Source organism: Streptomyces wuyuanensis (assembly GCF_900103455.1).
GTDB classification, from domain to species: domain Bacteria; phylum Actinomycetota; class Actinomycetes; order Streptomycetales; family Streptomycetaceae; genus Streptomyces; species Streptomyces wuyuanensis.
Genome location: NZ_FNHI01000012.1, coordinates 25,277 through 46,972, shown reverse-complemented (window position 1 = coordinate 46,972; position 21,696 = coordinate 25,277). Strand labels below are relative to the sequence as shown.

The following is a 21,696-nucleotide window of genomic DNA, read 5'->3' as shown; positions in this document are numbered from 1 at the left end:
TCCCCGGTCGTTGACGGTGGTCAGGAGTCGCTGGTGATGGTGCGCCTCGGTGCGGCGGTGACCAACCGGACCCAGCGCGCCGCCAGGTCCGCTGGTGCCTGCTCACGGGTCCTGCAGCGCGGGCCGGGGGTGGGTGCCGAGGTAGCCGGTCCAGCCGTTACGTCCGGAGCGGGAGGCCGTCGCTGTAGGTCGACTCCATGGAGCCGATCACGGTGTCGCCGCTCCGCAGGATCCAACGGTGGTTGGGCCCGGTGTTCCGGGTGGCGCACCAATTCCGCGGCGTCGACGGCAGCGCGGGCCTCGCGATCCTCTGCGGCCGCGGTTCGATCCCCCTGGGCGTGGCCGTTACCGGTGGATCATCACGGCGGCACGCGTCGCAGGCCAGGCGGCCCCGGTACTCCGCACCGAATCGCCACGTGACGCTCCCGGGCCAGTGACGGCAGCCGCCGTCCCACTCCTCTTTGGAGTTCTGCGTCGGGTTCTCCGCCAGGTACCCGATGAGGCGGTACGCGTACGTGTCGTCCTCCGGCGGCGGCCCTTTGAGCAGACTGAGGACTGTGGTGTGCGCACACCCGATGGCACGGCCCAGTTTCACCGATCCCGGCTTGCCTGCTTCCTCGTAGAGCTTGTACAGCCACGTCAGGTAGTCGAGCACTGGTCTGGCCGGCCAGTGGACCTGTCCCCAAAGCGTCTTGTAGCGCGCTGTGCAATCTTGGAGTACAGCGTAGTGACTTGGAAGTCTGGTCCCTCGCCGCTGGGATGCTCAACTCAGCTTCAAAACAAAGGAGGTGAGGAGCATGAAGCTGGGAAAGGAGTGGTGGCGGCCCGTCCGGTACGCCATCATGGAGGAGTGCCGGACTACCGCCTGATCAGCATCCTTGTGGTGGTGGGCGCCATCACGTTGGCACTGGTCGTGATTGGCAGCGGTGCCAGTGTCACCGTGACGATCGGCTGAGGCATGGTGCCGTGGGCGGGCACGACCTCGGTATCCAGTAGCAGGACAGCACATCGCGGGGCCCCGATCGAGACGGCCGGGACCTTCGCAATGCCTGGGGCCGCCGGCACGCTGCTACCGCCGGGAATTTTTGAGTCTTTGGCCTCAATCTTGCGCCGGGCTTCCAGCCTCCGGGAATGTCCCTTGCTCGACATCGAAGACGGCCAGTAGACGAGAAGGTTGGACGTGCAGGCCGCGAGCAAGATTGATCAGGGTCGTCAAGCTTGGATTGCGCTGGCCGTGCTCGATATAGACCACTCCGCGGAAGCTCAGGTCGCTATGAGCTGCCAGCTCCTCCAAGGTCATGCCGCGATCCTCGCGAATGCGCCGGAGGTGCATTCCGAACGCGTGGAGCACAGGGTCGGGCAGAGACGGAGACACGACACCGACTTGATCACTCGCGCCTCTTTGACCACCATGAACAGCTGTGCATAATTCTTCCAGTAGCGTGTGGAGACAGATCAGTAGGCTGCAGTCCGTGGCAGAAGTCCGGCCGTGCCGAACGGCTTGGAGGTAACGACGTGCCCGCTCAGCGCAGGTATCCGCCCGAGGTCATGGAACGTGCGGTGCGCATGGTGCTCGACATCCGCGCACAGGACCCGGACCGTGTTGGCGTGGTCGGTGCTGTCGGCGATCTCATGAAGATTCACCCTGAGGTACTGCGGCATTGGGTCAAGAAGGCCGAGGCGAGCCGTCGTGAGCCCACGGCCCAGGTTCCAGGGGACGATCGGCTGCGCGAGCTGGAGCGCGAAATCCGGGACCTGCGCCGTGCCAATGCAGTTCTTAGAGATCATCTCAATTGGTGGGTGAGGGCGTAGATAGTCGCTGGCAGGCGTGCTGTGGGGACGGTTGAATGCCGTGATGAGCGACTACTGGACCCCCGCGCATCAAACGGTCGAGCAGGAGGATGCAGAGGCCCTGGCTCGGTTGCTGGCCGCTGGTTCCGATCCCGATGAGGTCTGCGGCAATATGACGCTGCTGACGCACGCGATCGACGTTGAGGGCGATGGGTCCCTGCAGAGCGGACAGCCGTTGACTGTGCACACCACGGCCGTGCTGCTGGCCTTCGGGGCTCATCCAGAGCTCGCAGACCCAGACGGCCACACCCCCATGGACATGGCCAGTCACTACGGTCACGACCTGGCGGTCAAACTGCTGCAGACCCATATCAGCAGACGAGTCGCCGATAACAGATGAGGGTGCAGGCGATACTCGTGAAGGCGAGGAAGTGCTCGGCCTTGCGTTCGTAGCGGCGATGAAGGCGGCGGCAGCCGGCGAGCCAGGACATCGTGCGCTCGATGGTCCAGCGGTGGTGGCCCAGTCGCTGCGAGGTCTCGGTGCCTTTGCGGGCGATGCGGTGGGTGATGCCGCGCCCTCGTAACCATCGCCGCAGGTGGGAGTAGTCGTATCCCTTGTCGGCGTGGAGCTTGCCCGGCCTGCGTCGCCGACGTCCGCGGCGGGAACGGATGGGCGGTATGCCCTGCACCAGAGGGATCAGGGCTTGGCTGTCGTGCAGATTCGCCCCCGAAATTCCGACGGACAGGGGCAGACCGGTCCGCTCGGTGATGAGGTGGATCTTCGACCCGTACTTGCCCCGGTCGACAGGATTCGGGCCCGTCAGGTCCCCCTTTTCAGGGCCCGCATGTTCACCGAGTCGATCGCGCAGCGGGACCAGTCCAATTCGCTGCGGGAGCCCAGCTCATCGAGGACCAGGCGGTGGAGCTTGGCCCACACCCTGGCCTTCGTCCACTCGGCAAAACGGCGGTGAGCCGTCGCCCCCGACGGACCGAACGACGCAGCAGGCAACTGCTGCCACGTGCAGCCCGACGTGGCAACGAACACGATCGCGGCCAGCACCTCACGGTCGCCATGCCGACGGCGGCCACCGCCCTGAGGCCGCGAAGGCGCCTCCGGCACCACCCGCTGGAACAACTCCCACAATTCGTCCGGCACCAGCCGCTCAACGATCCCCACCACGCCCCACAGCCTACCGAGGTAGCCAAATGAGATGACCTCTTAGGGCCGCCACGCTGATGTTCGCCTCAGAGCTGGAGCTTGCCCAGACCCGCTGATGATTCCGGGCTTCCACGGTCAGGCCGGGCTGTCCTACCGCCGGGCCGAAGCGCGCGCCGCCGCCGAGTGCATGGAGGCCACAGGACAGATGTGAAGTCGAACATGTCCTCCACACGACTGAAGGACCAGTAGCCCAGGGGCCCCGCAGGATGAGCATCTCGGGCCAGGTGACGATCTCGCACCAGCCCCAGGACGCCTTGGGGAAGTGAAGGCGCAAGTGCCGGTAGACCCCGTCATCCTTGAGTACGGTCATCGTCGCATCCTCACGATCGGCGGCGAAGCGTTTCCTGGCCTCGCGCATGGTGCCTCATCTCGTCGTACGGGTCCCTCACACCCATCCCAGCTCCCTCTCTGTATCCCGCCCCCGCCGGCCGGGGCGGCAAACACAACGACCCGCCCCACGACGGCGGATGCGCCGCTCCTTACGGAGAGTCGGACGATGCCCTTGTCGCGGACTCGTGTCCTTCGGCGCGGAGCTGGGCGACGCCGGGGAAAACCGCGGTGATGCGGCAGCCGACCCGGCAGAATCAGGTGATCGACACGCCCTTTGGGGGAGCAATGCAGGAACTCCGCTTCGACGACGACATCCGGTTCACCGCAGAGGTCAGCAGCGACCAGACATGGCTGAAGCGCGCACTGGGAGCCCACGAGTTGAGCGTCCAGGTCGCCGTCGGGGTGTCGCCCTTCACCGATGCAGGGAAGATCCTCGATCTGGAGGCGGACCTGTTCGGTTTTGAGGCGACGGGCCAGCGCTCCCGGCTCACCCGGACCACGGCGAACCTGGCCTACACCCCGACGGTGATCGTCCACCGCGTGAACCTGTCGTTTTCGCTGACGTCGCTTCAGGTCCACGCGATCGAGGAGGGCCGCGCTGGCGACGTACGGTTCGAGATCGACCTCAATGCGACCTTGCCGCAGGCGTCCGGCTACCCGGGGAGTGCCCAGGACACGGCGCACATCACCATCGCCAAGAGCCGGTGGGAACAGCAGCTCGCGCAGCTGGGGCCGTCCGCGGCGTTCGAGATGGCCGTGCCGTACCCGCTCGGCGACCCGGAGCGCGACGAGGTCGGCCGCACACTGCGGGAGGCGCAGCGGCTGCTGACCATCGGCGAGGTCCTGGCGTCCATCTTGCAGGTCAGGCGGGCGCTGGAGTGGGTCCGGGAGAACGTCACCTGGGACAACCCCGGGTCGAAGAAGCTCGGCAACCAGTGCAACCAGAGCGAGCGATGGTGGCGGATCCAGGACGCCCTGTACAGCCAGACCTGCGGCGCCCTGCACAACGACGTGGTCACCAAGACGTTCAAGTACAACCGGGCCGAGGCGGAGACGCTCCTGGCGATGACCGCCGCACTGCTGCGGAACGTGCCCGTCACCAGCGCGTGATGAGGCGGCCCGGTGCCCGCTCCGCGACCGAAAGCGAGGACCGCATGGCAATCGAGCACAACGGCATTGCAGGCCCCTACTTCGAGTACGACGGACTGCCCGCCCAGCATGTGGTGGACAAGGATCTGCCGCTGATCCATCCGTACGGCCCGGTGACGCCGGGCCGCTACCTCACGCCCGGCGGCGGACGGCTCACCATCCGCCCGGCCGAGATGCGCGCCCACGTCCGGATCACGCTGGACCACCTGGGCTGTCCCGCGCAGTTCACCGACGAGAAGAATGCCGCCTTCAAACGGCTCGCCCTGGCCGCCGAGGGCTACTGCGTGCAGGCCCGGTGCCGACACAGCGCCGCGTACGCGGACGGGGTGTTCCGCATCTTCGAGGTGCGCAACGAGAGCATCGCACTCGCCACGTTCGTGCGCGCCGCGCTTGCGGTCGAGCTGGGGGACTTCACCCTTGCGGACCGACTCGTGCAGGAGGCCGAAGCGCTGGCCGGGCCTGTCCGCCGGGAGGGTGAGGGGGAGCAGGTCAGCGGCGGCTAGACGCCCGATGTCCGCCTGCCGCAGCGGTACCGGCGGGCCCATGAAAGCGGGAGGTGCGGCGCCACGGGGGGAAGCGCCGCACCTGCGACCAGCGTAGCGATCTGGAGGGGAATCATGGTGCTGAAACGGGGCAGGAAAGGTGAGCTGGGGATCGAGGTTCTGCCCTTGATCGAGCTGGCCTTGGGTGAACCACCGGACGGCCAGACATCTGCACTCCTGCGGGACCGGCACCCGGAGACCATCGCGGCTATCAGCCGCGCACTGCGTGAGTCGCTGGACAACATTTCCCGGCTGCAGGGGCACCAGACGCAGTACGCCTTTGAGGCGGTGACTGTGGCGCTGGGTGCGATCCGCCTCATCAAGACCGAGGATGTGGGCCTGTACTACTTCGATGATGCCCAGGGCAAGCTGCTGCCGCCCGACTTCAGGATCGTACTGCGTGACGGCTCTGTGCTCTTGGTCGAGGTCAAGACGGTAGCGCCTGGCATGGAGGGGAAGGTCAAAGTACGGGCCGATGACATGGTCGCCGCACAGGCCTACGCCCGTATGACGGGCGGGCGCCTGCTCTACGCCCACTTCTGGGCCAGGCCCAAGCTGTGGACCCTTGTCGATCCCTCCAGGTTCGAGAAGGCGGGAGCGCAGCGGCGCCTTTCAATCTCATCTGCCATGAAGGGCAACGAGATGGCCCTCCTCGGTGACGCGACGCTCGCGGGGCGGTGGCCACTGACCATCTCCGTACTCTTCGACCCCGAGCAGGAGCAGCCGGCGACCGGACCAGACGCGCAGGAGGGTGAGCGTCAGGTCGCGGTCACCGGCCTCGAGTTGACTATCGAGGGACAGGTCATCACCGATCCCGTGGAGCAAAAACTGGCTTGGTTTCTCGCCCAATACGCCGGATGGGTGCCAGAAGAAGCAACCCACACCGACGGTGACGGCCGCATCGTCAGACTGGACTACAACCTTGCCCCTGACGGCGATGAGGAAGCCTTCGCTGCCTACACCCGGCAGGGTTTCGCCTTCTTTGGAGCGCTCAGTAGCCTCTACACACGGCGTTTTCTTATGTCCACGACCACCGAGAACGGTGACATCACCGCTCTCCGCCGGGAACCCAGCCCGGCATTGATGACTCAGCTTGTCCCCAACGACTACTGGGACCAGGGGCAGGAGCGCGTCCTCCGCCTTTGGCGATTCCGCCTGCAGCCATCCTGACCCGACAGTCAGAAAGCACGAGAACCATACTTGCCCCACGCGGCTGCGGCATTCAGGATTCCAGGACTACCGGCGCGATCACCGGACTGTCGTTCAGCGGCCAAGACTTCTGCGAGTTCCAGTGGCACTTCGGTCCAAAGCAGCCGCAGATCGTGACGGGCGGCGGGGGCCAACGGCCCACCCGTCGGACCACCACCCAGGAATGCGCGCAGTCCGATGTCCCCACCCCGCGCCATGGTGTAGGGAGGCACCGAGTGCCGGGTCAGCGTGAGTGCTCCAGGGCCGCCCGCCGCTTCGGACGCGAACAGGCGTCGTACGGCATGGAAGTGGCGCTCCTGCAGCCACCGCTGTCGATCACACTGGCGTGACCCGGGACGGGGATGCCCCGCTCCCACACCAGCGGGACGGCGGCCCGGTCGTGCACCAGGACGTGGGGGCCGCGTACAGCAGCGTCTGCTCATCGGCGGTGACGCCACCCCTGCCGGCGAGCCGCTCGATGACACACGCCCGGGCGGCCGGGGTCAGGGACCGAACCAGGTCGTCAAGCGCGCCGACCACGCCGGCCGAGGGGATCGTGGCGTACACCCCGTAGCGCTCCGGGATGAGCGACGACAGTAGCCGGTCCAGGCACCGTCGTGGCGGACGTCGTCGCCTTCCTCGCCTGGCCAGACGGGTGGTGGTTGACGGGCCAGAACATCCGTGCCAACGGAGGTGTTCTCTAACCGATAGGGGCACTGTGAGGCATTCCACCGATTTCGCTCCCTGCCGCTGCGGCCGGCAGCGATGTGAGTTGCGTCGAACGTTGCTGGAGTTCGTGCTCCGCGGCTCGGCGCCCTTCGGGTGTGAGCGCGTGGTATGTGCGGCGGCGGCCTGGGCCGCGTGTGGCTGGTGCCCGGGTGCGCCAGGAGACATCGTCCTCGGGGCGGCTGGTCAGCCATCCCGCGCGCTGGAGGCGTCTGAGCTGGTCGGAGACAGTTCCCTGGGAGAGACCGGTTCGGGCGTGGATCTGTGCTCCGTAGCTCTCCTCGTCGGCGTGGGAGAGAAGATCGTTGAGGAGCGTGAGGGTTTCCTGATGGATGCGGATGCGTTCGACGGCGATGCCGTCGAAGGGCGCCAGCGGGCCGCGTGGCCGCCTGCGGCGGGCGGCGGCTTTAGCTTCGGCGAGGGACGCGGCGTCAGGTTGGGGGCGGATCTGGTCGGGGGTAAGGGCGTCGTTCATCAGCTTCTGGATCTGGGGTCGGGCGAGGGCCTGCAGCAGTGAGTGGCCGCGCAGGGTGGGGCGGTGGGGTCTGGTCTGGACGGATCGGTAGTAGAGGGTGTGGCCGATGTCGGTCTCCAGTCGCTTGAACTGTGTGGTCAGGGCCTTTCGTTCGCATGCGAGGTAGGCGCTGGCGGTGGCCAGGTTCGGGAAGGCCATGGCGATCTGGAAGCGGTGCAGCCGGAGCCAGCCGTGCAGCGTTGCTTCGACAGCAGCACGGACGTCACGGGGGACGGAGCGGTCGAGTTTGGCGGTTATGACGGTCCGGCTGTGAACACCCTGCGGGCGCAGGGGAACGCCGAGCCGCCGGAGTCGGCGCCGAACGGTCTCGTCCTCAGTTCCGATCTCCTGGGCGATGTCGTAGGTGGAGCGTTTGCGGGTGAGGTATTGCTCGCGCAGCCAGTTCTCGTCGATCGGGACGGGACGCCTGGAGTAGTAGATCGTCAGCCCGACTGCGTTGGCCTGTTCGATCACGATGCCCCGGGGCAGGTCGACCTCTTTTGCGATCTGGGCCAGGGCCTTCCCCTGCTGGGTGTATTCCCGCTCGAAGAACTCGGCGGTGAGGATCGTCTGCGCCCGCTTCCGCAGGCGCCAGGAGGCCAGTGGCGAGTGCCGGCTGGTCCATTCCTGGGGCTCGGCGCCGATGCGTTCGAGGCCGAAACGGACGTGGGTGATGGTTGTTCCCAGCTCTCGTGCCGCCTCACGAGGGGTGCGCTGTTCGGCGAACACGATGTGCTTCAGGGCGTCCAAGTTGATGTCGGTGAGCGGGCGGCCGGGCAGCGACAGACCGGCGGCGCACTGTTCGGGTGGCTCCCAGGTGAGGGCCTCGGCGATGCCGAGCCGGTCGAGGAGAGCGCGGGCGTGGGTGTGCAGGGCATGTCGTTGGTCGAGGGTGAGGGTGGGAAGGAAGGCGAGGTAGCGGCTGCGGTCACGGGCTGACTGCCAGGCCAGTGGGTGAGCGGGGTCGGCGAGGTCCGATCCGGTCAGCAGGTGGTGGAGGTAGCGCTGTGCCTGGACGATTCGAGGGGTCTGGGCGGACTGGCTGAGCGATTCACCGGGCTGCGTACCGGTGGCGAAGCACAACTGTTTCCACGCCTCGTAGCTGATGGGCTCGGGAGGGACGAGGTCGCGGCGTCGTTGGTAGTCGATGGCGCCTTGGTGCTCGTCGAGATGGTCGGCGAGCCGGCAGAGCGCGATCAGCACGTCGGGGTGCATGCGGGTGATCCGCCGCAGCACGACTGCCATGGTGCCCGACAGGTAGGGGTGGAGCCGGTCGGTGACCTCGCGCGGAGTGCGCTGTGGTTCGCGGGGCAGCAGAAGCAGTGCGCAGGCCATGGCCCGGAAGTAATCCTCGTCGATACCTGCGTGCGGCATGAGACGGACGGTCCAGCCCGGCCAGAGCACCTGGGGAACATGCCGGAGGCGGTCTGTTGACAGGGGGGAGCTGACCGCGGGGTGTCCGGCGTGAGGGGTGGCCGACCGCAGGCGGAGCCGGTCCAGAGAGCGCATGTCTGAGTCGGCGGCCCGCAGGAACCGCCGGTGGGCGGGTGCGGATAGCCGACGCCACTGGTGGAAGTCCATCCCCCGCGGTGCCGGAGATGCCGTGGGTTGCTGCTGCCGTAGTCGGCGGATGGCGTCGATGGCCTCGGCGTCGGTGCCTGCGAGGACGGGACGCACGATGTGGGCGATGATGCCTCGGACCGCTGGTGAGAGCGCTTGGAGACGGGTCTGGAGGCTCGGAGGCGGCTGCCGCATCCAGCCCTCGACGACCGCGGTGCCCAGATCCTCAAGATCCGTGGTGCGGATCGCGCGTTGCAGCCAGGACGTGCAGGCGTTCAAGTCCGAGAAGACCGTGTGGGCCTCGGCGAGGTCGTGCCGGTCCAGCAGATCGTCGATCCAGTGCTGGGCTTGGAGCAGAGCGTGGCCGGCCGGGAGCACGGTAGAGGGTGCGGTGGTCAGGTCGGTGCCGCAGACGGGTCCACTGCGGATCCTGCGCAAGCAGGTGGCCGGCGGGTGGAGGTGGTTCCCGCGGGGAAGATGGCGTCGCGGTGCGGTGTGGCAGCGCGGGCAGAGGTCATGCAGCAGCACCTGGTGGGTGGTGCAGGCGAACACCCAGGGCAGCCACCAGCGCAGCAGCCAGTGGCCCTCGCGTTCCTTCAGACACTTGGGACAGAAGCAACATCGGGGCTGCCGCTGCGGGCCCCAGGGCAAGTTGGGGTCCAGCACCAGTGCATCCAGGCGTCCTTCGGGAAGGTCGGTGACACGTTCGAGATTCCGCAGAACGTCCGGCTCCAGGCCGGTGACCAGGAGGCGAGTGGTGAGCACTCGCGGCAGACGCAGGATGTCCATCAGGGCAGGTAGCGACAGGCCGCTGCGGCGGCCAAGGGCTTCCAGCCAGCTGTCCAGGCTTTCCCCGGGCAGCGGGGCGACTCGCAAGGGCAGTACTCGCGGCGCCGTCATGAGGCCGCCTGGGTGCCGGTGAGGGTGCCGTGGGTGAGGGCGGCGGCCAACTGCTGCCGAGCCTGCTCGGAGGCTTCATCGAGGCGGACTTCATCAAGCAGGTCGCGAGTGAGAGCTTCGGTGCCGGTGCGGATCGCGCGGTAGCAGCCCCGCATGACCAGCGTGAAGTACGACCCAATGTGCCCGCTGGTGCGTTCGAAGAGGTAGTCGGCGTTGCGACCGAGCATCCCGGGGCGGTGATCGGCAAGGGTGAGCTGGCGTTCGGTGGCTTTGAGCAGGCTCCGCCAGTGGCGCCGGCCGTGGTCGGTGCTGAGGCAGAAGGGGGCGACCTCAAGTCGTGTCCAGCGCCGAGCGGTCTGGGCCAGGGCGACGTTCTTGCCGCTCAGGCCGTCGGCGAAGAAGCGCCGTTCGGCCAGGCCCACGCCGACGTAGATGAACGTGACCGGCAGCTCGTTGGCGAGCCACTTGAGGTGGTTGGAGACCGCCAGGCCGTCGCGGCGGTCCAGGTCGATGAAGTGGATGTCGTCGATGATGCCCAGCTGGGTCTCGCAGGACAGTACGCAGTCCAGGGCATGGCTGGCCAGGGTGGCTGCGTTGGCGCGGTCGGTGGCCGGGTGGCCGTAGAACTCGCAGATCATCCGGTTCAGGGTCCGCAGCGTGGTGTTGGAGGTCAGTCCGACGCGGAAGGCAGGGACGCGTTCGTGCCCGGCGTCGGTGACCGGGCCCAGGCGGCGCATCTGCTGGCGGTCGAAGGTGCGGCCGAAGAGGTTGGCGATGGTGGTCTTACCCAGGCCGGGCAGGGCATCGATGACGGCCGCGGAACGGATGCGGTCACCGTCTTGCCGGTTGGCCGCAACGATCTCGTCCAACGCATTATGAACAGCGGCAAGTTGAGGAGTCTGGACGATGCCGAAGTTGGCGTGCCAGTCGTGCCGGGCGTCGTTGTAGTCCTCGGCCGCTTCCTCGCTCAGGGCCTCCAGCTGACGCCGAGTAAGGATCTCGGGCCGCTTGCGTGGTGCCTCGTCGACGAAGCGGCGCCAGCCCTCCTTGCGGGAGAGGCTGAACAGGTTGGGCTGCCTCATTCGATCACCTCGAAGGCGTCCGCGTAGTAGTCCTCGTCCTCCGGTGCATCGAAGATCTCCTCCTCGTCGTCGCTGTCCCCAGCTGGCGGATCTGGCACCACCGTCAGCTCGGGCCGGGCGGTGGCCGTGGTCTGGTCAGGAAGGGTGGGCAGGGACAGCGCGGCCCGTTCGGCCGACAACCGCACGGCCATGCGGCGTTCACGCCGATCCGTGACCAGCCCCTGGTCCCAGCGGGCCAGCAGTTCGCCCAGGGCCTCGGAGGCGTCGATGTGCCGTCCGGTGCGGGCGGCCAGCCGCCGGGCATAGGCGGCGGCCTCGGCGCTGAAGGCCATGCTCAGCGCGGGTGCATGTTCCCACTGCAGGGCATGCCAGGAGCCGTCGTCGGGGTCCTGGAAGTAGACGAACCGCACGTCGTCGGGATTGACCCGGATGGGCCACCGTCCGGCCAGCCGCCCGCCGTAGGGGCTGGTCGTTCCCCGGCGGCCGTCCAGTGCGGGCCCGTTGTAACGCATGCCGTCGACATCGACGCCGTAGTGCTGGATGGTGCGGGGCTTGATCTGCAGAAACTCGAATGCCAGCTCAGCCGTGGCGGGCATCCGCAGCCGTCCGGCCCGGTGCAGTCCGATGCGTAGCATCTCCAGTGGGGACAGCTCCAGCTTGGGCCACTGCGGGACGACGAGTCCCTCATGCGCGCGGCGATGGAACACCTCGCTGACCCACTCGCGGATGATCTCCTCGACCTCGTGGAGGTAGAAGAACGCCTGATCCTCGATCCGCTCTCCCCGGCTGTGAACGTCCGGGCCCTTGTAGGCGGGCAGATGCTGGATCAGCCCCTCCCGCAAAGTGCGGAAGAACCGCTCGACGGTCGGCTTGTCCGTCGGCTTCTTCGGCTGGGCCGGCTGGATCGACATGCCCAACCGCGTGCAGACGCTGATGACATGCGCGGACATGAACGCGCGACCATGGTCGATGATCAGCGTCTCCGGTGGACACAGCCCCCTGCCGGGGACCAGGCCCTCCTCGGTGAAAACCACCTGGTCCCATAGCCCGTGATACGGAGCCAGCTCAGAACGGGCGTCCTCCATCGGCGGGCAGACCGCCTCGAACAGCACGCTGGCGACATCCACCGCCTTGGTCGAGCACGCCGTCACCCGCAACCCCACGATGCAGCGGGAGAACAGGTCCTGGGCGACCGTGACCTGCACGGGCACCCACCGGCAGGTGACCGGCTCCATCGCGTAGATGTCCAAATCCTGCGTATCGAGCACCACGTACTCGCCCGGCCGTGTCGCCCGCAGCCGTCCGTAGGTGCCGCGGGGGCGATCCGCAATCGAACGACGGGCCTTGGCGCTGCCAGAGACAGCGTTCGTACCTTTCGCCAGCCGGGCCAGGCGGTTGTAGGCGGTGCTGCGGGACGGCAGAGGGACCGTTCCACGGCCGAACTCCTCAGTCAGCTGGTCCTCAATGCGGCGCAGCACTGCTGAGCGGGTCGGCGTGGAGGCGTTCACCAACTCCGCCAGCACCCGGCGCAGGGCCTCGTCCCACCGCGGATCCACCCGCGAACCCCGGCCCATGAGGGCCCGAGCGTCCACGAGTCCGGCCTCGCCGACCTCCCGGTAGGCCGCCACCCACCGGTCGATGGTCCGGGGCGAGACCTCCAGCTCCGCCGCCTTGGCCGCGGTGCGCTCACCGAGCGGCAAATCGGGATGGAACTGCTCACGCGGCTCGTCGCTCAGGGCCCGGCCCACATCTCCGGACCGGTAGCCGGTCAGCACCTCCCGGACGTGCCCCGCGCGCTCGTGTAGTTTCGCGCGCTGGGAGGCCGACAGGTTCGCCAGCAGGACAGACGCCCCCTGCACTTCTGGCTCATGCCTCTCTTCCAGAGACCGGGCACCGGCGGCCAGCCGCCCCAGAGGCAGCGTGCTGAACTCGCCTGTCCGCTCGTTGCGCAGCGTGGCGGCGAGACCCTCCAGCTCGACAACCTCCACCACGTCGCCACAGTAGAGCAGTCGCACTCCGGGGAAGACGGTCACTGCCTGCCCGTTCACAACGCCACCTTGACCGTGGTCGTCGACGCCAGGGGACGGCGCAGGTCCGCGACCAGCGCTCCGGACCAGATCAGGTGCAGCACCAGCGGACGCATCACCTCTACTGGAAGCCGACCGGCCAGGGCCGCTTCGATTCCGCCGACGGTCGACTGGCCTCGTGCCGCCGCAAGCACCGTCGGCACCCAGTCCATCTCCAGCAACTGAGGGCGCCGGAAGCCTGCGAGGAACCGGACGTTCTCCACCACGGTGGCATCGCCGCCCGACCAGGTCTCATAGGCCCACCCGCGTCGAGCGCACACGCGTCGCGTCCACGTGAACTGTGCGGTCACTTTCGGGTCCTTCATGCGTGAGGGGGCTTTGACATCGACGACGGTCACCAGGCCGTCGGCATGGACAAGCAGCAGATCAGGGACGTGGTGTCGAAGCCGGTCGCCGTCACGGCCGGCCAGATGGAAGGGTTGGGATGCGATCTCCACCACACTGTGGTCGAAGTCGGCCAGCAAGATTCGAGCTAGTTCCAGCAGGCTCTCGTAGGCCACCAGCCGCTGCACCGTGGCGGCGAAGTACCAGCCCGAGTAGTGGCGACGGCCCTTGTACCAGCGGAAATCCCGCACCGGCACACCACCGCTCACCTCGCCGACAACGAGGCGGTCCAGGTCGGTCTCAACCAGTCGACCGTCTGCCTGCCGATAGCGGACCGAAACCGTCCGACCTTCTGTCGCACTCTCCCAGCTGGGCACGCGTGCCACGGCAACTCCCTGTGCAGGTGATACCGACACGGGGACAATGGCGGGCTGCCAGCGCAAACTTGCTGAAAGCGCGCGATAAACCAACCGAAAGCGTGGTTCTTGAACCGAGATGACGTAGGTCGTTCGCGTACGGCCGCCCCTGGACGATGGGTCTCTAGACGACAAGTTGATGACAAATCACTTGGACAACGACATCTCTAATCGGAACCTACATTGTCGGACACGGCTCAGGCGACCCGCGTCGCTCCCGCGTACGGCATCTGGTCGATGGGCGCGATCCGTACGGGCGCTCCCGGGCGGGGGGCGTGGATCATGTTGCCGCCCCCGATGTACAGCCCGACATGCGAGACGCCTGAGTAGAAGAACACCAGGTCCCCCGGCGCGAGCCGGGAGCGCGGCACCCGCTGCCCCGCGTTGATCTGCGTGTACGTGGTGCGCGGCAGCGCCACCCCGGCGGAGCGCCAGGCGGCCTGCGTCAGCCCCGAGCAGTCGAAGGCCGACGGTCCCGTCGCGCCCCATACGTACGGCTTCCCGAGCGCCCCGTAGGCGTAGGCGACGGCCTGTGCGGCACGGGGGTTGGGCGCCGCGACGGCGGGCGCGGTGCGGAGGGTGCCGCGGTCCGCACGGCCCGTCCGGGTGTCGTCCGAGCCGGCGTACGCGGCGCGCTGCTCGGCCGTGAGCCGCGCCAGCAGGGTCTCGGCCGCGGCCAGCTTCTTCCGTACCACCGTGCGGTGGTGGGCCACGCGCGCCCTCTGCTCCTCCAGCTCGGCCAGCCGCTCGCCGGCCTCGGCCCGCACCTGCTCGAGCTCCCTCATCTGCCGGCGCACCGCCGCGAGGGCGGCGGCCTGACGGTCCCCGACCCGCTCGGTCAGCTCGGCGCCCGCGAGGTACCGGGCAGGGTCGGAGTCGAGGACGAACCGCAGGGCGGGGTCCAGGCCGCCCGCCCGGTACTGCGCCGTCGCGAAGGAACCCAGGGCGTTGCGCGAGGTGTTCAGGCGCTCCGTGCGCCGGGCGGCCTCATCGCGGAGTTCCTCGGCCTCCCTCCGCGCCGTCTCGGCCTTCTCCTTGGCCCCGTTGTACTTCTCGGTCTCGGCCTCCGCTTCCTGGTACAGCCGGTCGGCCCTGGCCCGGACCTCGTCCGGGGTGGGTGCCGGCTCGGCGTGCCCGGCGCCCTCGAAGGCGGTGGCGGTGGCCGCACCGGCGAGCGCGAGGGTGGCGGAGAAGCGTGCGGCGGTGCCGGGAAGCGTGCGCTGCCTGGGTTTGCGGTGCGCTGCCACGAGGGCCAGTCCTTCCGTCGGGGCCCGCCGGAACGGGTACCGGTGGCGGACCGCACAGGGGGAGCGGCCCACCACCGGCTCTTCCGGCGGGGGTGGCCGGCAGCCGTCCCGGTACGGACGGTGGTGGAGCCGGCCACCTGGGAGAGGACGCTAGACCTCGGGGTTACGGCGAAGCGGCGTCTTGAACGGAATTGGCGGGAGTTGGACCGCCGGGGTTCGCTTTGGGACCGTACGGCTAGGCTCCGGTGCCATGGACGTACTCATCAATGTCTTCGTCGCCCTGCACATCATCGGTATCGCGGCGCTGCTCGGCGGCTTCCTCACCCAGATGAAGGCGATGGGGGCGGGGACGGCCCGCTTCACCCCCGGGATGCTGCACGGCGCGCTGACCATGCTGGTGACGGGCGTGGCACTGGTGGGGCTGAACCAGGCGGACGACCAGCCGGTGAACAACCTCAAGATCGGCATCAAGCTGGCCGTACTCGTGGTGATCCTGGCGCTGGTCTACGTGAAGCGGGACGAGGAGACCGTGGACAAGGGCGTGTTCGGCGCGGTCGGCGGCCTGACCCTGGCGAACGTCTTCATCGCGACCCTCTGGACCTGAGCGCCCCCGGAGGGCCGGGGGCGTCCTCGCGCCCGCCCTTCCCTTGCCCGGCTTGCCCGCCTCACGCCGCAACTCCCTCTTCCGAGAGCCGTTGCGGCGTGAGCACGGAGGCGCCGGCGACCCGGCGCGCGAGCGTTACGCGGGGCGCACGCTGCCGTGGATCGGCATGTAGTAGATCGACTCCTCGCGGACGTTCGCACCCGGCTTGGGGGCGTGGATCATCTTGCCGTCGCCGATGTAGATCCCGACGTGGCTGATGTCGTCGTAGAAGAAGACCAGGTCGCCCGGGAGGAGGTCGGCCGTCGCCACGCTCTGCCCGGCATTGACCTGGTCCCAGGTGGTGCGGGGCAGATCGACGCCCGCCGCGCGCCAGGCGGCCTGGGTGAGCCCGGAGCAGTCGAACGAACTCGGACCGGTGGCGCCCCAGACGTACGGCTTGCCGATCTGGGCGCGTGCGAAGGACAGCACCTTCTCGGCCTTGGCCGCGTACGTGCCGCCGGCGGTTCCCGAGCCCGAGCCCGTCCCGGCGCCCGTGTCCGTGCCGGTGCCGGTCTGCTCCTGCGCCTGGCGCTCACGCTCCTGGAGCCGGCGCTCGGCTTCCGCCTCGGCCTCCGCCTTGGCCCTGGCCTCGGCCTTCCGGCGGGCCTCCTCCTCCTTCTTGCGCTCGAGTTCGGCGAGCCGGGCCCGCTCCTCGGCGGTGAGCTGCGACAGCAACTCCCGTGCCTCGGCGAGCTTCTTCTGGACGGCCTGCTTCCTCGCGCGCAGCGAATCCTGCGAGTCCGTGAGCTTCTCCAGGCTCTCGGTGGCCTTCGCACGCTGCTCGGCCGCCTCGGCCCGCTGGGTCTCGTAGTCGGCGATGGCGCTTCGCTGCTGCTCGGTCAGCCGGTCCATCAGCTGCGTCTGGTCGGCGTAGGACTGCGGGTTGTCGGCGAAGAGCAGCGCGGCGGTCGGGGTGACGGCGCCGGTGCGGTACTGCGCCGCCGCGTAGCTGCCGAGCGCGCGACGGGACTCGTTGAGCGCCTCCGTGCGCTCCGCGGCCTCGTCGAGGGCCCGGTCCACCTTGCGCCGCTGCTGCTCGGCGGACTCCTTCGCCTTGTTGTACTCCTGGGTCGACGAACCCGCCTGCCGGTAGAGGTCGTCGACCTTCTTCTGGACTTCCTCGATGCTGGGCTTCGGGTCGGCTGTCGCATTCTGGGCCGAGAGGAGCGAGACCCCCGCTATGGCGGCCGTCGTGATCCCGACGGCAGGTGTGTTCGTACGTGTGCGGCTGCGCGGCTTGCGGTGCGACGCCAAGGCCGGCATCTCCTTCCGTGGAACGCCTACCGGGTTAGCTGTCGGGTTCGGACGGAACGGAAGGTTTGCCCTACGGGTCCGGTGAAACCAGGCCCGATTCACCCCGGTTGTGCTTTTGATTGGGTCCCCGGTTCCGAACTCCTCTGTACGGAGCACGGATTCGGCGCGGCTGCCCGGCCGGCGTGGTTCGCCGAAGGGGGTACGGGCTGCCCTGGGCGAGCACGCTAGCCAAAGTGTGGTGCTGCTGTGAAGGAGAGTGGCCGATATGCCCGATACATTTTCGTGACCTTGGCACTGTGTGTCCGTGCCATGACTGGAGGTGTCCGGTGGTGATTCCCGCGAAGGCGGCCGCGGGCTGTCGGTGGGGCCGCCTAGACTCGGAGAGCGATGAGCAGCCTCTTTGACGACAGTTTCCTGGCGGACCTCCAGCGCACCTCGGCCCCCGAGGAACCTCCGCCGCCGGAGGACGACGAGCACCCGGCCGCGGAGGAGGTCCCGCACGACCTCTTCGAGGGCAGGTTCGACGCGCCTCCGTCCGGGGACGCCCACTACCGGAACGGCGCCCCGCGCCCCGCCGTCGACCCGGCGGCCCTCCTCGGCGGGCTGAACGAGCAGCAGCGCGCCGCCGTCGTTCACACGGGATCGCCGCTGCTCATCGTCGCCGGCGCCGGCTCCGGCAAGACCCGCGTGCTGACCCACAGGATCGCCCATCTGCTGGGGACCCGCGACGTCCACCCCGGCCAGATACTGGCGATCACGTTCACCAACAAGGCCGCGGGCGAGATGAAGGAGCGCGTCGAGCATCTCGTCGGCCCGCGCGCCCGCGCCATGTGGGTCTCCACCTTCCACAGCGCCTGCGTCCGCATACTGCGCCGGGAGAGCAAGAGGCTCGGCTTCACGTCGTCCTTCTCCATCTACGACGCCGCCGACTCCAAGCGGCTGATGGCGCTGGTCTGCCGCGACCTCGACCTCGACCCGAAGCGCTACCCTCCGAAGTCGTTCAGCGCCAAGATCTCGAACCTGAAGAACGAGCTGATCGACGAGGAGACCTTCGCCGGTCAGGCCGCCGACGGTTTCGAGAAGACGCTGGCCGAGGCGTACCGGATGTACCAGGCGCGCCTCCGCGAGGCCAACGCGCTGGACTTCGACGACATCATCATGACCACGGTCCACCTGCTGCAGGCGTTCCCGGACGTCGCCGAGCACTACCGGCGCCGGTTCCGCCACGTCCTGGTCGACGAGTACCAGGACACCAACCACGCCCAGTACACGCTCGTGCGCGAGCTGGTGGGCACGGGCTACGAGGACCTCGGCCCCGCCGAGCTGTGCGTGGTGGGCGACGCCGATCAGTCGATCTACGCGTTCCGCGGTGCCACGATCCGCAACATCCTCCAGTTCGAGGAGGACTACCCGGACGCGACCACGATCCTGCTCGAGCAGAACTACCGATCGTCACAGACGATCCTCTCCGCGGCCAACGCCGTGATCGAGCGCAACGAGAGCCGCCGTCCCAAGAACCTGTGGACGAACGCCGGCGCCGGAGCCCAGATCACCGGATACGTCGCGGACACCGAGCACGACGAGGCCCAGTTCGTCGCGGACGAGATCGACCGGCTGACGGACGCGGGCGAGGCCGAGGCCGGCGATGTGGCGGTCTTCTACCGCACCAACGCCCAGTCCCGTGTCTTCGAGGAGATCTTCATCCGCGTCGGCCTGCCCTACAAGGTCGTCGGCGGTGTGCGCTTCTACGAGCGCAAGGAGGTCCGGGACGTCCTGGCGTACCTGCGGGTCCTCGCCAATCCCGAGGACAACGTGCCGCTGCGGCGCATCCTGAACGTCCCGAAGCGCGGCATCGGCGAGCGCGCCGAGGCGATGATCGACGCCCTCGCCCTGCGGGAGAGGATCACGTTCCCGCAGGCGCTGCGCCGCGTCGACGAGGCGTACGGCATGGCGGCCCGCTCCGCCAACGCCGTGAAGCGCTTCAACACGCTCATGGAGGAACTGCGCACGATCGTCGACTCCGGCGCCGGCCCCGCGGTCGTGCTGGAGGCCGTACTGGAGCGGACCGGCTATCTCGCCGAGCTCCAGGCGTCCACGGACCCCCAGGACGAGACCCGTATCGAGAACCTCCAGGAACTCGCGGCGGTCGCCCTGGAGTTCGAGCAGGAGCGCGGTGAGGAGGAGGGGGCGGGCACGCTCGCCGAGTTCCTCGAGCGGGTGGCGCTCGTCGCCGACTCCGACCAGATCCCCGACGAGGACGAGGAGGGCAGCGGCGTGATCACGCTGATGACCCTGCACACGGCGAAGGGCCTGGAGTTCCCCGTCGTGTTCCTCACCGGCATGGAGGACGGCGTCTTCCCGCACATGCGGGCGCTCGGCCAGACCAAGGAGCTGGAGGAGGAGCGCCGCCTGGCGTATGTGGGGATCACCCGCGCCCGCGAGCGCCTCTACCTGACGCGTTCCTCGATGCGCAGCGCCTGGGGCCAGCCCGCCTACAACCCGCCCTCGCGCTTCCTGGAGGAGATCCCGGACGCGCACCTGGAGTGGAAGCGGACGGGCCCGATGGCGGCGCCCGCCGGTCCGACGTCCGGCATCGCCTCGGCGCTCTCCTCGTCCCGCTCCCGCTCCGGCCCTTCGGGTTTCGCGACCAGGCGGACGACGGACAAGCCGGTGATCGCCCTGGCCGTCGGGGACCGGGTCACCCACGACCAGTTCGGTCTGGGCACCGTGACGGCGGTGACGGGTTCGGGCGCGGATGCCCAGGCGACCATCGACTTCGGCGACACCAAGCCGAAGCGGCTGCTGCTGCGGTACGCGCCGGTGGAGAAGCTCTGACGCGCTGAGAAGGCTCCGGGACCGCAGGGCCCCGACGGCGGGGGCCCTGCGGTGGGGTCGGCGCGTGGCGCGGCGCTCCTGGGCCAGGGACGCTGCGGACGGGATGGAGAACGGGCCGGGTCGTGCGCTTCGGGAGCGACGGGCCGGTTGCCGGGCGGCTGGGCGGTTCGCGCCGGGCCGCGCGTCCGGGCGCAGTCGACGGGATACGGGATCAGGTCGGGCTGAGACCGTGGCTGCGCAGCCACGCCAGCGGGTCGATCGCGGATCCGCCGCCGGGCCGCACCTCGAAGTGCAGATGCGGGCCGGTGGAGTTGCCCGAGTTGCCCGAGTAGGCGATGACTTCGCCGGCCTTGACCTTGCCGGAGCGGATCTTGGTGCTGCTCAGATGGCAGTACCAGGTCTCCGTGCCGTCGGCGGCGGTGACGATGGCCATGTTGCCGTAGGCGCTGTTCCACTGCGTCCGTACGGTTCCGTCGGTCGCGGCCATCACCGGCGTCCCGTACGAGACGGGGAAGTCGATTCCGGTGTGCATGGACATCCAGTTGACGCCGGCCTGGCCGTAGTAGGCGCTGAGGCCGTGCTGGGCGACGGGGAGGGCGAACTTCGGCCGCAGCCGCTCGCGAAGGGCGGCCGCCTCCTCACGCTTCTTGCGCTCCGCCTCCTGGCGCGCCTTGAGGTCGATGCGCTCCTGGGTCCGGCTCGCGCGGTCACCGAAGTCGCGGGCGTCGGCGCTGAGCGCGGCGAGCTGGGTGTCGAGCGCGTTGTTCGCGGCGACGGGCTTCACGGACGACGGATCGGCGGCCGTGACCGCGGTGTTGTCGTCCTTCTGCTGGTCGCCGTCGGTGAGCCCGCCGACCGAGGCGGCCGCGACACCGGCGACGCCCATCACGCAGACGGAGGGCACGGCGACGGTGAGGAGCGCGGAACGCTTGGCGGGAGTGCGGCGGCGGCTGCGGCTGCCGCCGGCCCGGCGCACGGGGCGGGCCGAGGCGGCGGAGGAGAGGGTGACGGCGGGCGCCGAGACGGTGGCGGCGCCGGCGATCAGCTCGGCGTCGGGGTCGTGGCCCGAGTCGGGTTCCTCGTCGTACGCGTCCGCTGCCGAACGCTCCGGCTCGTACTCGGCGTACTCCGTGTACTCCCCGGCGGTGTCGTACTCCCCGGCGGTTTCAAAGCCGTTCTCGGTGCCGGGGCCGGCTTCCGTCTCGTAGCCGGTTCCGGTGCCGGGCTGCGTCTCGTGGGACGTGCCGAACTCGGCGGCGGGGGAGAACTGTTCGGGGACGAAGGCCCCGGCGGGATCGTGGTGTTCCTCGTAGAGCGCGTACTCGGAGTGCTCGGCTCCGGGCGTCTGCCCCGGGTGGTCGGCGTACTGCGTGTGGACGGCGGTGGCGTCGGCGCCGGCCGAGTTCCACGCGGTGGCGTCGTAGGCGCCGGTCTCGTACGACGTCGCCGTGCCGTAGCCGGTGGTGGTCCACTGGCCGGTCGCGTCGTAGGTCTGCGCGGAGGTCTCGAACTGCGCCGCCGTGAACTGCCCCGCCTCGTTCCAGGCGTTGGCGTCCCACTGGCCGGTGGCGTCGTACTGCGCGGCAGCGTCGAAATGCGTTGCGTCGTACTGCTGCCCGTACGCATGCTGGGGGTTGCCGTAGGCGTCGTAGCCCGTCGGTGACGCGGTGTTCCACTGCGTCGCGTCGTACTGGCCGCTGTGGGCGAGGTGACCGTCCTCGTAACTGCCGGGCATGGCGCCGAAGAGCGGGTCGGTGTCGAAGCTGCCGGTGGCGTACGCGTCGTACCCGGCGTGGGGGTGCTGGTCGTTCACCAACTTCTCTCTCGCCTCGGCAGCAGGACCAGGGTCTGGGGGCCACCCTGCGCGGGGGTCCCAGAGGCAACGCAGT

Annotated in this window: 17 protein-coding genes and 1 riboswitch; of the genes, 7 read left to right on the top strand and 10 right to left on the bottom strand. The window is 68.8% G+C overall.

Annotated features, from left to right (window positions below; genetic code table 11):
• Positions 1 to 157 precede the first annotated feature (157 nt).
• Positions 158 to 655: a hypothetical protein gene (locus BLT82_RS18585; RefSeq protein WP_093656235.1), complete on the bottom strand. Its 498-nt coding sequence runs from the start codon at positions 653 to 655 to the stop codon at positions 158 to 160.
• A gap of 444 nt (positions 656 to 1,099) precedes the next feature.
• Positions 1,100 to 1,333 carry a helix-turn-helix domain-containing protein gene (locus tag BLT82_RS18580; RefSeq protein WP_078884921.1) on the bottom strand — a complete coding sequence of 78 codons (234 nt, stop codon included), beginning with the start codon at positions 1,331 to 1,333 and terminating at the stop codon, positions 1,100 to 1,102.
• Between the two features lie 182 nt (positions 1,334 to 1,515).
• Here BLT82_RS18580 and BLT82_RS18575 point away from each other — a divergent pair, with 182 nt between their 5' ends.
• Complete coding sequence (locus BLT82_RS18575; protein ID WP_093656233.1) at positions 1,516 to 1,812, top strand: transposase; 297 nt, start codon at positions 1,516 to 1,518, stop codon at positions 1,810 to 1,812.
• A 43-nt stretch (positions 1,813 to 1,855) separates the two neighbouring features.
• A complete protein-coding gene (locus BLT82_RS18570; RefSeq protein WP_093656231.1) occupies positions 1,856 to 2,191 on the top strand; it encodes an ankyrin repeat domain-containing protein in 336 nt (111 codons plus the stop codon).
• On the opposite strand, the gene BLT82_RS18565 is transcribed toward BLT82_RS18570, so the two are convergent.
• Positions 2,163 to 2,962, bottom strand: a protein-coding gene (locus BLT82_RS18565) for an IS5 family transposase (RefSeq protein WP_167746039.1) whose coding sequence is annotated in 2 segments (ribosomal slippage) — positions 2,163 to 2,623 and positions 2,623 to 2,962 — 801 coding nt in all. Because the reading frame shifts where the segments join, the coding sequence is not laid out codon by codon here. The two genes, BLT82_RS18570 and BLT82_RS18565, sit on opposite strands and share 29 nt — an antisense overlap.
• 663 nt (positions 2,963 to 3,625) lie before the next feature.
• Between BLT82_RS18565 and BLT82_RS18560 the strand changes: the two genes are divergently transcribed.
• The 3 genes from BLT82_RS18560 to BLT82_RS18550 all read left to right on the top strand — a co-directional run bounded on the left by BLT82_RS18560 (position 3,626) and on the right by BLT82_RS18550 (position 6,201).
• Positions 3,626 to 4,450, top strand: a complete 825-nt coding sequence (locus tag BLT82_RS18560) for a hypothetical protein (RefSeq protein WP_061445963.1) — start codon at positions 3,626 to 3,628, stop codon at positions 4,448 to 4,450.
• Between the two features lie 44 nt (positions 4,451 to 4,494).
• Complete coding sequence (locus BLT82_RS18555) at positions 4,495 to 4,992, top strand: DUF6420 family protein (RefSeq protein ID WP_093656513.1); 498 nt, start codon at positions 4,495 to 4,497, stop codon at positions 4,990 to 4,992.
• A 114-nt stretch (positions 4,993 to 5,106) separates the two neighbouring features.
• Complete coding sequence (locus tag BLT82_RS18550; RefSeq protein ID WP_093656229.1) at positions 5,107 to 6,201, top strand: hypothetical protein; 1,095 nt, start codon at positions 5,107 to 5,109, stop codon at positions 6,199 to 6,201.
• A 718-nt stretch (positions 6,202 to 6,919) separates the two neighbouring features.
• On the opposite strand, the gene BLT82_RS18540 is transcribed toward BLT82_RS18550, so the two are convergent.
• From BLT82_RS18540 to BLT82_RS18520, 5 genes are all read right to left on the bottom strand, one after another.
• Positions 6,920 to 9,919, bottom strand: coding sequence for a TniQ family protein (locus BLT82_RS18540; protein WP_093656227.1), 3,000 nt, complete (start codon positions 9,917 to 9,919; stop codon positions 6,920 to 6,922).
• On the bottom strand, positions 9,916 to 11,001 hold the full coding sequence (locus tag BLT82_RS18535) for an ATP-binding protein (RefSeq protein ID WP_093656225.1): 1,086 nt from the start codon (positions 10,999 to 11,001) through the stop codon (positions 9,916 to 9,918). Before BLT82_RS18535 ends, BLT82_RS18540 begins: the two co-directional genes overlap by 4 nt.
• A complete protein-coding gene (locus BLT82_RS18530) occupies positions 10,998 to 13,049 on the bottom strand; it encodes a Mu transposase C-terminal domain-containing protein (RefSeq protein WP_093656223.1) in 2,052 nt (683 codons plus the stop codon). Before BLT82_RS18530 ends, BLT82_RS18535 begins: the two co-directional genes overlap by 4 nt.
• On the bottom strand, positions 13,046 to 13,798 hold the full coding sequence (locus BLT82_RS18525; protein WP_208867973.1) for a TnsA-like heteromeric transposase endonuclease subunit: 753 nt from the start codon (positions 13,796 to 13,798) through the stop codon (positions 13,046 to 13,048). Before BLT82_RS18525 ends, BLT82_RS18530 begins: the two co-directional genes overlap by 4 nt.
• Positions 13,799 to 14,025: 227 nt before the next feature.
• Positions 14,026 to 15,075, bottom strand: coding sequence for a C40 family peptidase (locus BLT82_RS18520; protein WP_093656511.1), 1,050 nt, complete (start codon positions 15,073 to 15,075; stop codon positions 14,026 to 14,028).
• A 250-nt stretch (positions 15,076 to 15,325) separates the two neighbouring features.
• On the opposite strand from BLT82_RS18520, the gene BLT82_RS18515 reads away from it, so the two are divergent.
• Positions 15,326 to 15,679, top strand: coding sequence for a hypothetical protein (locus tag BLT82_RS18515; RefSeq protein WP_093656219.1), 354 nt, complete (start codon positions 15,326 to 15,328; stop codon positions 15,677 to 15,679).
• 135 nt (positions 15,680 to 15,814) lie between these two features.
• Here the strand turns inward: BLT82_RS18515 and BLT82_RS18510 are convergent, their stop codons facing one another.
• Positions 15,815 to 16,981 (bottom strand): C40 family peptidase, encoded by a 1,167-nt coding sequence (locus BLT82_RS18510; RefSeq protein ID WP_208867972.1) that lies wholly within the window; start codon positions 16,979 to 16,981, stop codon positions 15,815 to 15,817.
• A riboswitch (cyclic di-AMP (ydaO/yuaA leader) is annotated at positions 16,980 to 17,148 on the bottom strand. (Overlaps the previous gene by 2 nt.)
• A gap of 211 nt (positions 17,149 to 17,359) precedes the next feature.
• Here BLT82_RS18510 and pcrA point away from each other — a divergent pair.
• Complete coding sequence (gene pcrA / locus BLT82_RS18505) at positions 17,360 to 19,807, top strand: DNA helicase PcrA (RefSeq protein ID WP_093656217.1); 2,448 nt, start codon at positions 17,360 to 17,362, stop codon at positions 19,805 to 19,807.
• Between the two features lie 211 nt (positions 19,808 to 20,018).
• Here the strand turns inward: pcrA and BLT82_RS18500 are convergent, their stop codons facing one another.
• Positions 20,019 to 21,620 (bottom strand): M23 family metallopeptidase, encoded by a 1,602-nt coding sequence (locus BLT82_RS18500; protein ID WP_093656215.1) that lies wholly within the window; start codon positions 21,618 to 21,620, stop codon positions 20,019 to 20,021.
• Positions 21,621 to 21,696 lie beyond the last annotated feature (76 nt).